Raw genomic sequence first — 14,337 nt, forward strand, 5'->3', positions numbered from 1 at the left:
CGCGAGCAAGCTCGCTCCCACATTGTTTTATGTATACCTGGCGGTTTCTGCCGCTGATTTTTTACAGCCCGGGTAGCCGGAAATCAGGAGATGGAAGATGGATTTGAATGCTGAGGTAGACAACCTGGTCAAGGCGTCCCAGGCGTGGATTCCGATGATCATGGAATACGGCAGCCGTGTGCTGCTGGCGGTGATTACCCTGGCGATCGGCTGGTGGCTGATCAACAAGGTCACGCAAAAGCTTGGCGGTCTGCTGGCCCTGCGCAATGCCGACCTGGCGCTGCAAGGCTTTATCAGCAGCCTGGCGAACATCATCCTCAAGGTGTTGCTGATCGTCAGCGTGGCCTCGATGATCGGCGTGGAAACCACCTCGTTCGTGGCCGCGATCGGTGCTGCTGGCCTGGCCATCGGTCTGGCGTTGCAGGGCAGCCTGGCGAATTTCGCTGGCGGCGTGCTGATTCTGCTGTTCCGTCCGTTCCGTATCGGCGACTGGATCGAAGCGCAAGGCGTGGCGGGTACTGTCGACAGCATCCAGATTTTCCACACCGTGCTGCGTACCGGTGACAACAAGACCATCATCGTCCCGAACGGCAATCTGTCGAACGGCATCATCACCAACACCAACCGTCAGCCAACCCGCAAGGTGGTGTTCGACGTGGGTGTGGATTACGAAGCGGATCTGCAGAAAGCCCGTCAGGTGCTGCTGGATCTGGCCAAGGATGAGCGCGTTCTGCAGGACCCTGCGCCACAAGCGGTCATTTCGACGTTGGGTGACAGTTCGATCACTGTTTCCCTGCGTGTATGGGTTAAAACTGCAGACTACTGGGACGTGATGTTCATGTTTAACGAACAGTCGCGTGATCGTTTGAAGACGGCCGGTATTGATATTCCGTTTCCACAGCGGGTGATTCGTGTGGTTCAGGAAACAGCTACACAATGATAGGTTGCTAATTAAATGCCTGACTTGTTGGTCAGGCATTTATGACAAGTGACAGGCAATAAAAAAGGCCCATCCGAAGATGGGCCTTTTTTTATGCTTCCAAACTAACCACTGACAATTACAGGATGTTCAGTGGGTATTCGGTGATCAGGCGGAACTCTTTAACGTCGCCTTCGCCTTCGTCAGCGTTAGCAACGTGCCAGGCTTGACGAATGCGGAAGGACAGGTCTTTCGCTGGGCCAGACTGAACAACGTACTTGGCTTCGAAGTTGGTTTCGTGGTGTTTACCGTCTTCACCGTACAGGCCGGCGTAAGCGCTACCCGCTGGAGTGTGGGTACCGTCGATATCCCAACCTTTAACGTAACGAACCATGAAGCTCAGGCCAGGAACGCCGTACTCGGCCATTTTCAGGTCGTAACGGGCTTGCAGGGATTTCTCGCCTGCACCGTTGAAGTCGGAGTACTGGATGGAGTTGGCGAGGAAGATCGAGTCGCCACCACGGTTGTTCTTGCCTACGCCGATGTAGTCGAACGGAGTGTCGCCGTTGACCTTCTGGAAGGCCAGGGTGAAGGTGTGTGCCTTCAGGAACGACAGGGCGGTTGCCAGCGAGAAGGCGGTGTTGCTGATGTCGCCCGCTTTGGCGCTGCCGGTGTCGGTGGTGCGGTAGATGTTGAAGTCAGTGTTCAGCGAAGTGTCGCCACCGAATGGGGTGGTGAGGTTCACGTTGGCGTAGTACTGGTTCCAGATGTCTTCCAGCTTGGCGCCGTACAGCGAGGCAGTCAGGTTGTCAGTGATGCCGTATTTGCCACCGAAGTAGTCGATGTTTTTGGCTTCAACACCCGCGTAAGTGGCGTAAAGGCCGCCTTCACGAGCGTTTTTGTCCTGGCTGGTGGCCGAGTAGAAGTGACCGGCTTCGAGGTCAAGGTCTTTGACTTCGCTGCTCTGCAACTGGAAGCCAGTGGCCGTTTGCGGAAGGATACGGGAGCCGCCAACAGCGAATACCGGAGCGGTGCTTGGCTGCATGTCGCCAAATTTCAGCTCGGTTTTGGAGATGCGGAATTTAACGGCTGCGCCGGCTTTGCCTTGGCTGTCGTTAACGTCGTGTGCATAACCGTTGGCTTTGACGGTGTCGCTACGGCTCATGTTACCGGTGCCGGAAGTACCATCACCGCCATCCAGTTTGACCGCCAGGTAACCGAATGCATCGATACCGACGCCTACGGTGCCTTGGGTGTAACCGGAAGTGAAGTTACCGAGAAAGCCCTGAGTCCAGTCTTTCTGGTCGTGGCCGCCGTTCTTGTTGTCGCGGTTGAAGTAGTAGTTCTTCAACGTTTCGGTGAGTTTTGCATCTTCAACGAAACCTTTGGCTTCTGCCTGGTCACTAACAAACGGGGCGGCCGTAGCCAACTGAGTGCTGGCTGCTGCTGCAACTGCCAGTGCGATTGTGCTCCACTTCATCACGCGCATCGTGATTTGCTCCTTTGGTTTTAGAAGAGTACTGCCGTCCCACCTGTTTTATTATCTGGGCGGCTCTTTCTTTTTGTGTCGGCGCAAACTTATATCACGCCGACAATGTTGGCGATACTTGCTCATACAACCTTTCATGATCTTTACGACGACGTCGCAAACAGCTGGGTTGATGTCGCAAATTCACGTTACCCATGCAGCCGGGCTGACAACTTTATCGCTGTTTCTGGGCCTTTTTGCATCGGTAAAAAAGAGTCCCTGGCAAAACACTTGAATCTCCATTGGGGCAACCCTGCCACCGTATTTGTTTGGTCTCAAGCTGCCACTTCCCGTGGTGCGCTATAGACCATGTGTGTCTCAATGCAACAAGCGTGCACAAAGTGCAGGGTTGCCACGTTTATTTTTCTGCACACCCGCCTTTCGCTGTAAAAACCGCATAAAAACGGGGGTTCAAGCCCTTTTGTATCAGGGGCTTGACGCATACCTTTGCATCGTGTTGTCAGGTTCGAGTGGGGCCATGACAACCAAAAACGTTACCGGTTCACCCCGTCAGTGAGTATTTGGCGGATGCCCGACGCACTGAGCGTAGACGCACTGTGCGGTTTTGGTGCAAAAAATTTACAGGCTGTACCGGATTCATACAGCTTGTGACGAGCCTGCTGTCAATGAACCTGCCCACTTCGGGTGTTTGCCCGTGTCCGGGCACCGTCCTGGCGCTGTAATGGTGCGCGGTCTCTGCAAATGTCTCTTGCCTGGGCTGTGATGGCCTGGGTGGGCACGGCGCTCGTGAAGCCTGATGGATTCGCAGGTATGCTGCCTGCCTGTCGCTTGGTGTGTCGCCTGTCGTTCACGGCCGCTAAGCTGAATTATGTCGATCAGCTGGGAGTGCACGCAGTGTTTGCTTTAGATTCACGACTTCAACAGGACACCCTGACCATCGGTGACTTCCCGCTCTGCCGGCTGCTGCTGTCCAACGATGCCAATTACCCGTGGTTCATCCTGGTGCCTCGTCGCGACGATATCAGCGAGTTGTTTCAGTTGGATGTCGCCGACCAGCAGCAGTTGTGGCAGGAAACCACGGCGCTGGCCGAGCTGCTGAAGGATCTGTTCGACGCCGACAAGTTGAACGTTGCAACGCTGGGCAACGTTGTCAGCCAGTTGCACATGCATGTGATCGTGCGCAAGCGTGATGACGCGGCCTGGCCGGCGCCGGTCTGGGGTAAACACCCGGCCAGACCCTACAGCGCCGAGGAGGTGGCGGGCATTCGTGAGCGGCTGAGTCTGGTGCTGACCGAACACTTCACGTTTCTGGAGGGTTGATCCATGAACCTTGAAGAACGCGTTACCGATCTGGAAAGCCGTCTGGCGTTTCAGGATGACACCATTCAGGCGTTGAACGATGAGCTGGTGGCGCAGCAGCGCGTGATCGAGCGCCTGCAGTTGCAAATGGCGGCGTTGCTCAAGCGTCAGGAGGAGATGGTCGGGCAGTTCGATTCTTTCGAGGAAGAGGCGCCACCACCGCATTACTGATGCCAACACCTTTATGCAGGCGTAAAAAAAAACCGCGAGCAGCCTGGCTGTTCGCGGTTTTTTATTGCCTTGGATCAGCGACGCGGCAGGGCGGCGATCACGTCCTCGGCTTGCAGGCCTTTGTCCCGGTTCATCACCGAAAACTCCACGCGTTGGCCTTCGACCAGGACGCGGTGGCCTTCGCCACGGATTGCACGAAAGTGCACGAAAATATCATCGCCGGAATCCCGGGAGATAAAGCCGAAGCCTTTGGACGTGTTGAACCACTTGACGGTACCGGTATCGCGGTTGCTCATGTCATAGGTAGTCGGTGCGGCGGCCGGTGAAGACTTGTAGAAGCTGATGGCCAGATGCAGGACCACGGCAACCAGGGCGATCACCAGGCTGAACAACACCGCCGGTTGACCGGCGATGACAGGCATCGGTGCGATCAGGGTCAGGGTTTGCAGGACGACAGTCAGCACGAGAAGAGCGCTGACCAGATTTTGCAGATGCTGGCGCGGGCCTTTGTTCCAGTAAGGAATCACTGGAGCGATGACCAGATTCAGCAGGCCGAAAAAGGCCAGGTAAAGTGCATCGGGTTGTTGCAGGTAAGGAACAGCTTCGGCTTTCAAGCTGGGTATGAACGACAGCAGCAAAGCCGCTGCGCCCATTAGCAGGTGGACGATTTTCAACATTTTGATTGGCTCACGTTATGACGGCTCACAAGGAAGAGCTGAAGGCGCACGGTTCGCTTCGGAAACAATAAAGAGGCGTTGGACACGTGCCCGGCATCAGCCTATGCGCGAGGCCCCGAAAAATGGGGCATAGCGACACACTGCCTATTTAACAGCAAAGCCTGCAGCGACTCAAATCACCCCGGCCAGCGGCACCTGCCCGGTCGATTTGTCGCACGGCGAGCGAAAATTGCCGGCTGCGAGGTCGCGGCTGCCTTGCTAGAGTGGGTCTGCACCTGTTGGATGAATTCAATCGCCTTAGGGGGTAAGCATGGCAATCGATATCGGTATCAGTGAAGAAGACCGCAAGTCCATCGTCGAGGGGCTGTCGCGGTTGTTGTCGGACACCTACGTGCTGTATCTGAAAACCCATAACTTCCACTGGAACGTCACAGGTCCCATGTTCAGGACCCTGCATCTGATGTTCGAAGAACAATACAACGAGCTGGCGCTGGCGGTGGATCTGATCGCCGAGCGTATCCGCGCCCTGGGTTTTCCGGCGCCGGGTGCCTACGCGACTTACGCGCGACTCTCCTCCATTAAAGAGGAAGTCGGCGTGCCAAGCGCCGAGGACATGATCAAGCAGTTGGTCGAGGGCCAAGAGGCTGTGACTCGTACCGCTCGCGGGATCTTCCCGCTGTTGGACAAGGTCAGTGACGAGCCGACAGCCGACCTGCTGACTCAGCGCATGCAGGTGCATGAGAAGACTGCGTGGATGCTGCGCGCGTTGCTCGAGACCTGACAAGCGTTTGCGCGGATGTCCGGGGGGATGTCCGCGTACTGTTTCAAATCTTACTGAACATGTCGGCTTATCCTACGTCGCTGGGCAACTAGTCATCTGGCGCTGACTTTGCGTCTGCGTTTTTATGAAGGCACAGGATGTTGTCTTTATTACAAGCAGCGATGGCAAAGGAGTGTCAGCGATATGGTAGGTGGAGACAGGCGATGCGAGCATGTCGGTTCGCAACGGGAAATGAAGGTCGATCCGTTTGTCAGCGATTTTGATTTTGAGTTGATCCGGCCGCTGGCAAGGTCAGTGCGTTTGAACGGGTTTGCCACTTGCTTGAGGCTCGAGCAGGTTTACTGGAACATTCTTGGTGACATGGCCGGGCACAACGGCTGTTCGGTCAGTACGCTGCTGTCACATGTGGACCGTGAAGTGCACCTGCGCCACGGCGGGGTGAAAAACTTCAGCGGTCTGGTGCGGGTGGTGTGTGTGATGAATGGTCTGCGGGATACCCCGGCGACCGTCATGCCCGGAACGACCAATACTTGAAATGACGTGGCGGGCTGTGCAGTCTTACGGCTGCACAGCCCGCATTTAATGGATATAATCCCGCTCTTTCGCCGCAAAGCCCTGCGCGCGGTGGCAATCTGATCGCCGAGACACCCCCATGCCGATGTACGATTACCAATGTGCTTCCTGTGGTCATCAGTTGGAAGCCATTCAAAAGATCAGCGAGGCACCGCTGGTCGACTGCCCTGCCTGTCAGGCGCCAGAGCTCAAAAAACAGCTGTCCATGCCGGGTTTTCGCCTCAGCGGCAGCGGTTGGTACGAAACCGATTTCAAGACCGGAGCCAAGAAGAATCTGGCCGGTGGCGACAAATCTGACTAGGGTTCAGGCCCAGGTCGAACGACACGCGTGAGATTCCGCAGTGCTTGAGTGCGACGGTATCTCCACCGAATTTCGAATTACGAGAAGCGAAACCACTACCATGATGCGCAGCCATTATTGCGGCCAACTGAACGAAAGCCTGGAAGGCCAGGAAATTACCCTTTGCGGATGGGTTCACCGTCGTCGCGACCACGGCGGGGTGATTTTCCTCGATATCCGTGATCGTGATGGTCTGGCGCAGGTGGTGTTCGATCCGGATCGCGCCGAAAGCTTCGCCGCCGCCGATCGCGTGCGCAGCGAGTACGTGGTGAAAATCACCGGCAAGGTGCGTCTGCGTCCGGCTGGTGCAACCAATGCCAACATGGCGTCGGGCATGATCGAAGTGCTGGGCTACGAGCTGGAAGTGCTGAACGAAGCGGAAACCCCGCCGTTCCCGCTCAACGAATACTCCGACGTCGGCGAAGAAACCCGTCTGCGCTACCGCTTCCTCGATCTGCGTCGTCCGGAAATGGCCGAGAAGCTGCGTCTGCGTTCGCGCATGACCACCAGTATCCGTCGCTTCCTCGACGAGAACGGCTTCCTTGACGTGGAAACGCCGATCCTGACCCGCGCGACCCCGGAAGGTGCTCGCGACTACCTGGTGCCGAGCCGTACTCACGCCGGTTCCTTCTTCGCCTTGCCGCAATCGCCTCAGCTGTTCAAGCAACTGCTGATGGTTGCCGGTTTCGACCGCTACTACCAGATCGCCAAGTGCTTCCGTGACGAAGACCTGCGTGCCGACCGTCAGCCTGAGTTCACTCAGATCGACATCGAGACCAGCTTCCTCGACGAAAAAGACATCATGGGCCTGACCGAAGGCATGATCCGCAACCTGTTCAAGGAAGTGCTGGATCTGGAATTCGGCGAATTCCCGCACATGACCTTTGAAGAAGCCATGCGTCGTTACGGTTCCGACAAGCCAGACCTGCGTAACCCGCTGGAACTGGTCGACGTTGCCGATCAACTCAAAGAAGTCGAATTCAAGGTGTTCAGCGGCCCGGCCAACGATCCGAAATGCCGTATCGCTGCACTGCGCGTTCCAGGCGGAGCGAGCATGCCGCGCAAGCAGATCGACGACTACACCAAGTTCGTCGGCATCTACGGTGCCAAGGGCCTGGCGTACATCAAGGTCAACGAGCGCGCTGCCGGTGTTGACGGTCTGCAATCGCCGATCGTGAAAAACATCCCTGAAGCCAACCTGAACGTGATCCTTGATCGCGTTGGTGCAGTTGACGGCGACATCGTGTTCTTCGGCGCCGACAAGGCCAAGATCGTCAGCGAAGCCCTGGGCGCGCTGCGTATCAAGCTCGGTCACGACCTCGACCTGCTGACCTGCAAGTGGGCGCCAATGTGGGTCGTCGACTTCCCGATGTTCGAAGAAAACGACGACGGCAGCTTCTCGGCACTGCACCACCCGTTCACCGCGCCGAAGTGCTCGCCTGAAGAGCTGGAAGCCAACCCGGCCGGCGCTCTGTCCCGTGCCTACGACATGGTTCTGAACGGCACCGAGCTGGGCGGCGGTTCGATCCGTATCCACCGCAAGGAAATGCAGCAAGCGGTGTTCCGCCTGCTGGGCATCAACGAAGCGGAACAGGAAGAGAAGTTCGGCTTCCTGCTCGACGCGCTGAAGTACGGTGCGCCGCCGCACGGTGGTCTGGCCTTCGGTCTGGACCGTCTGGTGATGCTGATGACCGGCGCCCAGTCGATCCGTGAAGTGATTGCTTTCCCGAAAACCCAGAGTGCTGCGGACGTCATGACGCAAGCGCCGGGTGTGGTGGATGCCAAGGCGCTGCGCGAGCTGCACATTCGTTTGCGCGAAACGCCAAAGGCTGAGTAAGACGGGCCTGAAGGCGCATCTTCGGATGCGCCTTTTTTCTTTCTATAGAGAGCAGGTCGAGATTTTTTGTTTGCTGGCCACTGCGTGAGCAGGGCGGGCAACGTTTCAAGAGAATTCGGAGCGAGTTATGGCAGGTCATTCCAAGTGGGCGAACATCAAGCACCGCAAAGAACGTCAGGATGCCAAGAGAGGCAAGATCTTCACCAAGTGGATCCGTGAACTGACCGTTGCGGCCCGTCAGGGCGGCGGCGATCCGGGTTCCAACCCGCGTCTGCGCCTGGCCCTGGACAAGGCCCTCGGTGCGAACATGAGCCGCGACATCATCGACCGCGCCGTGGCACGTGGCGCCGGTGCGACGGAAGCGGACAACGTTGAAGAGCTGACCTATGAAGGTTACGGCCCGGGCGGCGTGGCGGTGATGGTCGAATGCATGACCGACAACCGCAACCGTACCGCTGCAGCCGTCCGCCATGCATTCAGCAAATGCGGCGGCAACCTCGGCACCGACGGTTCGGTGGCGTACCTGTTCGAGCGCAAAGGGCAGATCAGCTTTGCCCCGGGCGTCGATGAAGACGCCCTGACCGAAGCGGCGCTGGAAGCCGATGCCGACGACGTGGTCAGCCATGAAGACGGCTCGATCGACGTGTTCACCTCGTTCACCAGCTTCTATGCCGTGCGCAACGCGCTGGAAGCGGCGGGGTTCAAGGGCGACGACGCGGAAATCGTCATGCAGCCGACCACCAGCGCCGAACTGGATCTGGAAGGCGCGGAGAAGGTGCTCAAGCTGATCGACATGCTTGAGGATCTGGATGACGTGCAGAACGTCTATTCCAACGCCGACATTCCGGAAGACGTGGCCGCTCAGCTCGGCTGATGCAAAATACAAAGGTCGCAGTTTTTGATGGCTCTACAATTCACCTGTAGGAGCTGCCGAAGGCTGCGATCTTTTGATTTTTAAAAACACAAAGATCGCAGCCTTCGGCAGCTCCTACATGTACCCTCAGCTTTCGCATCAATTTCTGCAGGCGTTATGACATTAATTCTGGGTATCGACCCCGGCTCGCGCATCACCGGTTACGGGATTGTTCGCGATACCGGACGTGGCGGCTGCATCTATGTGGCCTCGGGCTGCATCCGTACCGGCGCCGGCGAGCTGCATGAGCGGCTGCAGATCGTTTATCGCGGTGTGCGTGAAATCATTCAGACCTATGGCCCGGTGACCATGGGCATCGAAAAAGTGTTCATGGCGAAAAACGCCGATTCCGCCCTCAAACTCGGGCAGGCTCGCGGCGCCGCCATTGTGGCTGGCGCCGAGGAGAGCCTGGAGATTGCTGAGTACACCGCGACTCAGGTCAAGCAAGCCGTGGTCGGCACCGGCGCGGCCAATAAAGAACAGGTGCAGATGATGGTCATGCACATGCTCAAGCTGACCAGCAAGCCGCAGATCGATGCCTCGGATGCTCTGGCCATTGCCATTTGTCACGCGCATACCCGTTCCAGCCTGCTGCCGCATGGTTTGGGAACCGCACGCAGTCGTGGCGGGCGCCTGCGTCTCTGATAGCATCAGCAATCATTTTTGCGGAATGCGGATTTTGCGCCTGGGTCGTCGGCCCGATTCCCGCCTTCCATCTGTCGCCAGCCCACGGCTGGCCAACGCTCAAGGATCTGAAACGTGATTGGACGCTTGCGCGGCACCCTGGCTGAGAAACAGCCGCCGCACCTGATTCTGGATGTAAACGGCCTCGGGTATGAGTTGGAAGTGCCCATGACCACCCTTTATCGTCTGCCGTCGGTCGGTGAACCGCTGACGCTGCACACCCATTTGGTCGTACGCGAAGACGCGCAGTTACTCTATGGTTTCGCCGGCAAGCGTGAGCGAGACTTTTTTCGTGAGTTGATCCGTCTCAATGGTGTCGGGCCGAAACTGGCCCTGGCGCTGATGTCGAGTCTGGAAGTCGATGAGCTGATCCGCTGCGTGCAATCGCAGGACACCTCGGCGTTGACCAAGGTCCCGGGTGTCGGCAAGAAAACCGCTGAGCGCCTGTTGGTCGAACTCAAGGATCGTTTCAAGGCCTGGGAAACCTCACCAGCCATGTTCGCTCTGGTGCCGAACCAGCCGGACGGCCCGGCGCCGGTCAACACTGCCGAGAACGATGCCGTCAGTGCGCTGATTTCCCTGGGCTACAAGCCGCAGGAAGCGAGCAAGGCGATTACCGCCATCAAGGACAAGAATTTGAGCAGTGAAGACCTGATCCGCCGCGCCCTGAAGGGAATGATTTAAGTGATTGAAGCTGATCGTCTGATCGCCGCCGCGCACAGTCCGCGCGAGCGCGAAGAAGTCCAGGATCGGGCCATTCGCCCGGTCAGTCTGGCCGACTATATTGGCCAGCCGACCGTGCGCGAGCAGATGGAACTGTTCATCCAGGCGGCGCGTGGCCGTAGTGAATCCCTCGACCACACGCTGATCTTCGGCCCGCCGGGTCTGGGCAAAACCACACTGGCCAACATCATCGCCGAGGAAATGGGCGTGTCGATCAAGAGCACGTCCGGTCCGGTACTTGAACGTCCGGGCGATCTGGCGGCTCTGCTGACCAACCTTGAGCCGCACGACGTGTTGTTCATCGACGAAATCCATCGTCTGTCACCCATCGTTGAAGAAGTGCTGTACCCGGCGATGGAGGACTTCCAGCTCGACATCATGATCGGTGAAGGGCCGGCGGCACGCTCGATCAAGCTGGATCTGCCACCGTTCACTCTCGTGGGCGCCACAACCCGTGCCGGCATGCTGACCAATCCGTTGCGTGACCGCTTCGGTATCGTCCAGCGTCTTGAGTTCTACAGCACGGCGGATCTGGCGACGATTGTCAGTCGTTCGGCGTCTATTCTCGGACTGCCGCTGGACCCGGAGGGCTCTTTTGAAATTGCTCGTCGTGCTCGCGGTACGCCGCGGATCGCCAACCGTCTGCTGCGGCGGGTACGCGATTTTGCCGAAGTGCGGGCCAAGGGCCACATCACCAAGTCGGTGGCCGATCTGGCGTTGAACCTGCTGGACGTCGACGAACACGGCTTCGATCACCAGGACCGGCGCTTGCTGCTGACCATGATCGAGAAGTTCGATGGCGGCCCGGTGGGCATCGACAGTCTGGCGGCGGCGATCAGTGAAGAGCGCCACACCATCGAAGACGTGCTGGAGCCGTACCTGATTCAACAGGGCTACATCATGCGTACACCGCGGGGCAGGGTGGTGACGCGGCATGCGTACCTGCATTTCGGTTTAAACATTCCGTCACGAATGGGCGAGATGCCCGTGGCAGACGAGTTTCTCGATGCCGTGGACGATTGATACACATTTTTTGGCGATTTATTCAGCGTTTGTACTGTCACAGGACGGTACTTTTGCGGTAAAGCCTTAAACACTGAAAAAACAGTTGCCTGGCCGGATTGGCAACCCGAGGAGTAAGCACTAGAGTATGCGCGCGCAAAACGGGCTTGAGCCGTTCGCACATCGTTGTCGCGTTTATTACGAGGACACCGATGCGGGCGGCATCGTGTATTACGTTAATTACCTCAAGTTTATGGAACGGGCTCGAACCGAGCGGCTCCGGACGCTGGGCTTTGCCCAGTCGGAACTGGCCGGAGAGGACCTGTTGTTTGTCGTGCATTCCAGCGAAGCGCGCTACCACGCGCCGGCGCGACTGGACGACGAACTGCTGGTAAGCGCTGATGTAATCGAATTGAACCGTGCCAGCCTGCGCTTCAAACAGCAGGTCAGGCGGGCCACGGATAATGTGCTGCTCTGTGAAGGGCAGTTTCTGGTGGCCTGCGTGCGCACCGACAGTTTGAAACCCCGGGCCATGCCCGAATCCTTGCGTGCGGCCTTTGCCGACGCGGGCGGCACGGGTACACACTCAAAGCAGGAGATAAAGCGTGGAAGCTAACGTCGTCGACCATTCCTCCATGTGGAGCCTGGTCAGCAATGCCAGCATCGTGGTGCAGTTGGTAATGTTGACCCTGGTGGCCGCATCGGTGACCTCATGGATCATGATCTTTCAGCGCAGCAATCTGCTGCGCGCCGGTCGACGCGCCCTGGAGAGCTTTGAAGAGCGCTTCTGGTCGGGTATCGACCTGTCCAAGCTGTACCGTCAGGCCGGCAGCAACCCGGATCCGGATTCCGGCGTGGAGCAGATCTTCCGTGCCGGCTTCAAGGAATTCTCCCGTCTGCGTCAGCAGCCAGGTGTTGACCCGGAAGCGGTGATGGAAGGTGTGGCGCGGGCCATGCGCGTCGCGATCTCCCGTGAGGAAGAGAAGCTGGAGCAGAGCCTGCCGTTTCTCGCCACCGTGGGTTCGGTCAGCCCGTACATCGGTCTGTTCGGTACCGTGTGGGGCATCATGAACTCCTTCCGCGGTCTGGCCAGCGCCCAGCAGGCGACCCTGGCCACCGTGGCCCCGGGCATCGCCGAAGCCCTGATCGCCACTGCGATCGGCCTGTTTGCCGCGATCCCGGCCGTTATCGCTTACAACCGTTTCTCTGCCCGCAGCGAAACCTTGCTGAGCCGCTACTACACCTTCGCCGATGAGTTCCAGGCGATCCTGCACCGCAAAGTGCACACCAGCGAAGAATAAGCAGGTATTTCCCGATGGCTTTAATCGCTCGAGCCCGAAACAAGCGCAAGCCGGTCGCCGAGATGAACGTGGTGCCATACATCGACGTGATGCTGGTGCTGCTGGTTATCTTCATGGTGACCGCGCCGATGCTCAATCAGGGCGTGAAAGTGGATCTGCCCAAGGTTTCCAGCGAAGCCTTGCCGCAGGACAACAACACTCAGGTGCTGACCATTTCGATCAAGGCTGACAAGACCTACTACTGGAACCTTGGCAGCGAAGTCGATACTGAAAAGCAGCAGGACAGGGCAATGACGCTGCCACAGATGACTGACGCAGTGACCAAGATCATTCGCGCCGGCACCGAAGGCGGCAAGCGTACCCAGGTCTTTATCCGTGGCGACAAGTCGGTCGACTACGGCGCCGTCATGGGTGCCATGGGCGGGTTGCAGAAAGCCGGGGTCGGTAATGTTGGTTTGATTACCGAGGCCCCCTGATGCAGCAACAGCGAGAGCCGTCCGCCTCGGAAAGCTACTTCTGGCCCAGTGTTCTGGCGATTGTCCTGCACGTGCTGGTGTTCGGCATGCTGTTCGTCAGTTTTGCCTTCACACCCGAGTTGCCGCCGGCCAAGCCGATTGTCCAGGCGACCCTGTACCAGCTGAAATCGAAAAGTCAGGCAACCACCCAGACCAATCAGAAGATTGCGGGTGAGGCGAAGAAATCCGCCGCGCGCCAGACCGAAGTCGAGCAGATGGAACAGAAAAAGGTCGAGCAGGAAGCGGTGAAGGCTGCGGAACAAAAGAAAGAAGAAGCGGCTCAAAAGGCCGAGGAAGCCAAGAAGGCCGACGAGGCGAAGAAAGCGGACGAGGCGAAAAAGGCTGATGAAGCCAAGAAAGCCGACGATGCGAAGAAAGCCGAGGCCAAGAAGGCAGAAGAGAAACAATTGGCTGATATAGCCAAGAAGAAAGCCGAAGAAGAAGCCAAGAAGGCGGCTGAAGAAGAGGCCAAGAAAGCGGCCGCTGAAGAAGCCAAGAAGAAGATCGTCGAAGACGCGAAGAAGAAAGCCGCCGAAGACGCCAAGAAAAAAGCTGAAGCTGAAGAGGCGAAGAAGAAAGTCGCCGACGAAGCGAAGAAGAAAGCTGCTGCCGATGCTGCGAAGAAAAAATCGCAGGAAGCGGCACGTAAGTCCGCCGAAGAGAAAAAGGCTCAGGCCCTGGCAGATTTGCTTTCCGATACGCCACAGCGTCAGCAGGCCTTGGCCGATGAGCAGGGTGACGAAGTCGCGGGCAGTTTCGATGACCTGATTCGTGCGCGGGCAGCGGAAGGTTGGGCGCGTCCTCCTTCGGCACGCAAAGGCATGACGGTCGTGCTGCAAATCGGCATGTTGCCGGACGGTACGGTGACTTCGGTCAGCGTGGCCAAATCCAGTGGCGACGGTCCGTTCGATGCTTCGGCGGTCGCGGCGGTCAAAAATATTGGACGTTTGACGGAAATGCAGGGAATGAAGCCGAGCGATTTCGCTCCGTATCGTTCATTCAAGATGACATTCACACCTGAGGATCTAGCCTTGTGAGAAACCTTCTTCGAGG

17 protein-coding genes are annotated in these 14,337 nt (G+C 57.8%); 15 read left to right on the plus strand and 2 right to left on the minus strand.

The window, feature by feature from the left end; translation table 11 throughout:
* The first annotated feature begins 97 nt into the window (after positions 1 to 97).
* The gene (locus AB1J88_RS27325) at positions 98 to 940 is read left to right on the plus strand and encodes a mechanosensitive ion channel family protein (protein WP_041068538.1); all 843 of its coding nucleotides are present in this window, start codon (positions 98 to 100) and stop codon (positions 938 to 940) included.
* A 118-nt stretch (positions 941 to 1,058) separates the two neighbouring features.
* On the opposite strand, the gene AB1J88_RS27330 is transcribed toward AB1J88_RS27325, so the two are convergent.
* Positions 1,059 to 2,408, minus strand: coding sequence for an OprD family porin (locus tag AB1J88_RS27330; protein WP_041068541.1), 1,350 nt, complete (start codon positions 2,406 to 2,408; stop codon positions 1,059 to 1,061).
* 894 nt (positions 2,409 to 3,302) lie between these two features.
* Here AB1J88_RS27330 and AB1J88_RS27335 point away from each other — a divergent pair.
* Both AB1J88_RS27335 and AB1J88_RS27340 read left to right on the plus strand, forming a co-directional pair.
* Positions 3,303 to 3,728 (plus strand): HIT family protein, encoded by a 426-nt coding sequence (locus AB1J88_RS27335; RefSeq protein ID WP_041068712.1) that lies wholly within the window; start codon positions 3,303 to 3,305, stop codon positions 3,726 to 3,728.
* A gap of 3 nt (positions 3,729 to 3,731) precedes the next feature.
* Positions 3,732 to 3,938, plus strand: a complete 207-nt coding sequence (locus AB1J88_RS27340; protein ID WP_007962092.1) for a SlyX family protein — start codon at positions 3,732 to 3,734, stop codon at positions 3,936 to 3,938.
* 74 nt (positions 3,939 to 4,012) lie between these two features.
* On the opposite strand, the gene AB1J88_RS27345 is transcribed toward AB1J88_RS27340, so the two are convergent.
* Positions 4,013 to 4,615, minus strand: coding sequence for a cold-shock protein (locus tag AB1J88_RS27345; protein WP_041068544.1), 603 nt, complete (start codon positions 4,613 to 4,615; stop codon positions 4,013 to 4,015).
* A gap of 310 nt (positions 4,616 to 4,925) precedes the next feature.
* Here AB1J88_RS27345 and AB1J88_RS27350 point away from each other — a divergent pair, with 310 nt between their 5' ends.
* The 12 genes from AB1J88_RS27350 (at position 4,926) to tolA (ending at position 14,321) form a co-directional block, all read left to right on the plus strand.
* A complete protein-coding gene (locus AB1J88_RS27350; protein ID WP_003227537.1) occupies positions 4,926 to 5,396 on the plus strand; it encodes a Dps family protein in 471 nt (156 codons plus the stop codon).
* 183 nt (positions 5,397 to 5,579) lie between these two features.
* Positions 5,580 to 5,930: a ribbon-helix-helix domain-containing protein gene (locus AB1J88_RS27355; RefSeq protein ID WP_041068547.1), complete on the plus strand. Its 351-nt coding sequence runs from the start codon at positions 5,580 to 5,582 to the stop codon at positions 5,928 to 5,930.
* Positions 5,931 to 6,048: 118 nt separating this feature from the next.
* The gene (locus tag AB1J88_RS27360; RefSeq protein WP_003227532.1) at positions 6,049 to 6,270 is read left to right on the plus strand and encodes an FmdB family zinc ribbon protein; all 222 of its coding nucleotides are present in this window, start codon (positions 6,049 to 6,051) and stop codon (positions 6,268 to 6,270) included.
* Between the two features lie 100 nt (positions 6,271 to 6,370).
* Positions 6,371 to 8,146, plus strand: a complete 1,776-nt coding sequence (gene aspS / locus AB1J88_RS27365; RefSeq protein WP_095668473.1) for an aspartate--tRNA ligase — start codon at positions 6,371 to 6,373, stop codon at positions 8,144 to 8,146.
* 127 nt (positions 8,147 to 8,273) lie between these two features.
* Entirely contained in the window at positions 8,274 to 9,020 is a 747-nt protein-coding gene (locus AB1J88_RS27370; RefSeq protein WP_003227527.1) for a YebC/PmpR family DNA-binding transcriptional regulator, read from the plus strand.
* 156 nt (positions 9,021 to 9,176) lie between these two features.
* Complete coding sequence (gene ruvC / locus AB1J88_RS27375) at positions 9,177 to 9,704, plus strand: crossover junction endodeoxyribonuclease RuvC (RefSeq protein WP_007951206.1); 528 nt, start codon at positions 9,177 to 9,179, stop codon at positions 9,702 to 9,704.
* A gap of 114 nt (positions 9,705 to 9,818) precedes the next feature.
* Positions 9,819 to 10,427, plus strand: coding sequence for a Holliday junction branch migration protein RuvA (ruvA, locus tag AB1J88_RS27380; RefSeq protein WP_003227522.1), 609 nt, complete (start codon positions 9,819 to 9,821; stop codon positions 10,425 to 10,427).
* Positions 10,428 to 11,489: a Holliday junction branch migration DNA helicase RuvB gene (gene ruvB, locus AB1J88_RS27385; RefSeq protein ID WP_041068559.1), complete on the plus strand. Its 1,062-nt coding sequence runs from the start codon at positions 10,428 to 10,430 to the stop codon at positions 11,487 to 11,489.
* A gap of 127 nt (positions 11,490 to 11,616) precedes the next feature.
* A complete protein-coding gene (gene ybgC, locus AB1J88_RS27390) occupies positions 11,617 to 12,084 on the plus strand; it encodes a tol-pal system-associated acyl-CoA thioesterase (protein WP_027612533.1) in 468 nt (155 codons plus the stop codon).
* Positions 12,074 to 12,769 carry a protein TolQ gene (gene tolQ, locus AB1J88_RS27395; RefSeq protein ID WP_007912733.1) on the plus strand — a complete coding sequence of 232 codons (696 nt, stop codon included), beginning with the start codon at positions 12,074 to 12,076 and terminating at the stop codon, positions 12,767 to 12,769. The genes ybgC and tolQ overlap by 11 nt, the downstream gene beginning before the upstream one ends.
* Before the next feature lie 23 nt (positions 12,770 to 12,792).
* A complete protein-coding gene (gene tolR, locus AB1J88_RS27400; RefSeq protein WP_161794900.1) occupies positions 12,793 to 13,245 on the plus strand; it encodes a protein TolR in 453 nt (150 codons plus the stop codon).
* On the plus strand, positions 13,245 to 14,321 hold the full coding sequence (gene tolA / locus AB1J88_RS27405) for a cell envelope integrity protein TolA (protein WP_041068568.1): 1,077 nt from the start codon (positions 13,245 to 13,247) through the stop codon (positions 14,319 to 14,321). Before tolR ends, tolA begins: the two co-directional genes overlap by 1 nt.
* Positions 14,322 to 14,337 lie beyond the last annotated feature (16 nt).

It is taken from the genome of Pseudomonas sp. S8 (assembly GCF_050473925.1).
GTDB classification, from domain to species: domain Bacteria; phylum Pseudomonadota; class Gammaproteobacteria; order Pseudomonadales; family Pseudomonadaceae; genus Aquipseudomonas; species Aquipseudomonas parakoreensis.

Excerpts from the sequence above, each read along its gene's own strand:
- AB1J88_RS27330 (WP_041068541.1), bottom strand. The coding sequence starts at position 2,408 with ATGCGCGTGATGAAGTGGAGCACAATCGCACTGGCAGTTGCAGCAGCA.
- AB1J88_RS27370 (WP_003227527.1), top strand. The coding sequence starts at position 8,274 with ATGGCAGGTCATTCCAAGTGGGCGAACATCAAGCACCGCAAAGAACGT.
- AB1J88_RS27360 (WP_003227532.1), top strand. The coding sequence starts at position 6,049 with ATGCCGATGTACGATTACCAATGTGCTTCCTGTGGTCATCAGTTGGAA.
- ruvC (WP_007951206.1), top strand. The coding sequence starts at position 9,177 with ATGACATTAATTCTGGGTATCGACCCCGGCTCGCGCATCACCGGTTAC.
- AB1J88_RS27355 (WP_041068547.1), top strand. The coding sequence starts at position 5,580 with ATGGTAGGTGGAGACAGGCGATGCGAGCATGTCGGTTCGCAACGGGAA.
- AB1J88_RS27340 (WP_007962092.1), top strand. The coding sequence starts at position 3,732 with ATGAACCTTGAAGAACGCGTTACCGATCTGGAAAGCCGTCTGGCGTTT.
- aspS (WP_095668473.1), top strand. The coding sequence starts at position 6,371 with ATGATGCGCAGCCATTATTGCGGCCAACTGAACGAAAGCCTGGAAGGC.
- AB1J88_RS27325 (WP_041068538.1), top strand. The coding sequence starts at position 98 with ATGGATTTGAATGCTGAGGTAGACAACCTGGTCAAGGCGTCCCAGGCG.
- AB1J88_RS27350 (WP_003227537.1), top strand. The coding sequence starts at position 4,926 with ATGGCAATCGATATCGGTATCAGTGAAGAAGACCGCAAGTCCATCGTC.
- AB1J88_RS27345 (WP_041068544.1), bottom strand. The coding sequence starts at position 4,615 with ATGTTGAAAATCGTCCACCTGCTAATGGGCGCAGCGGCTTTGCTGCTG.
- ybgC (WP_027612533.1), top strand. The coding sequence starts at position 11,617 with ATGCGCGCGCAAAACGGGCTTGAGCCGTTCGCACATCGTTGTCGCGTT.
- tolA (WP_041068568.1), top strand. The coding sequence starts at position 13,245 with ATGCAGCAACAGCGAGAGCCGTCCGCCTCGGAAAGCTACTTCTGGCCC.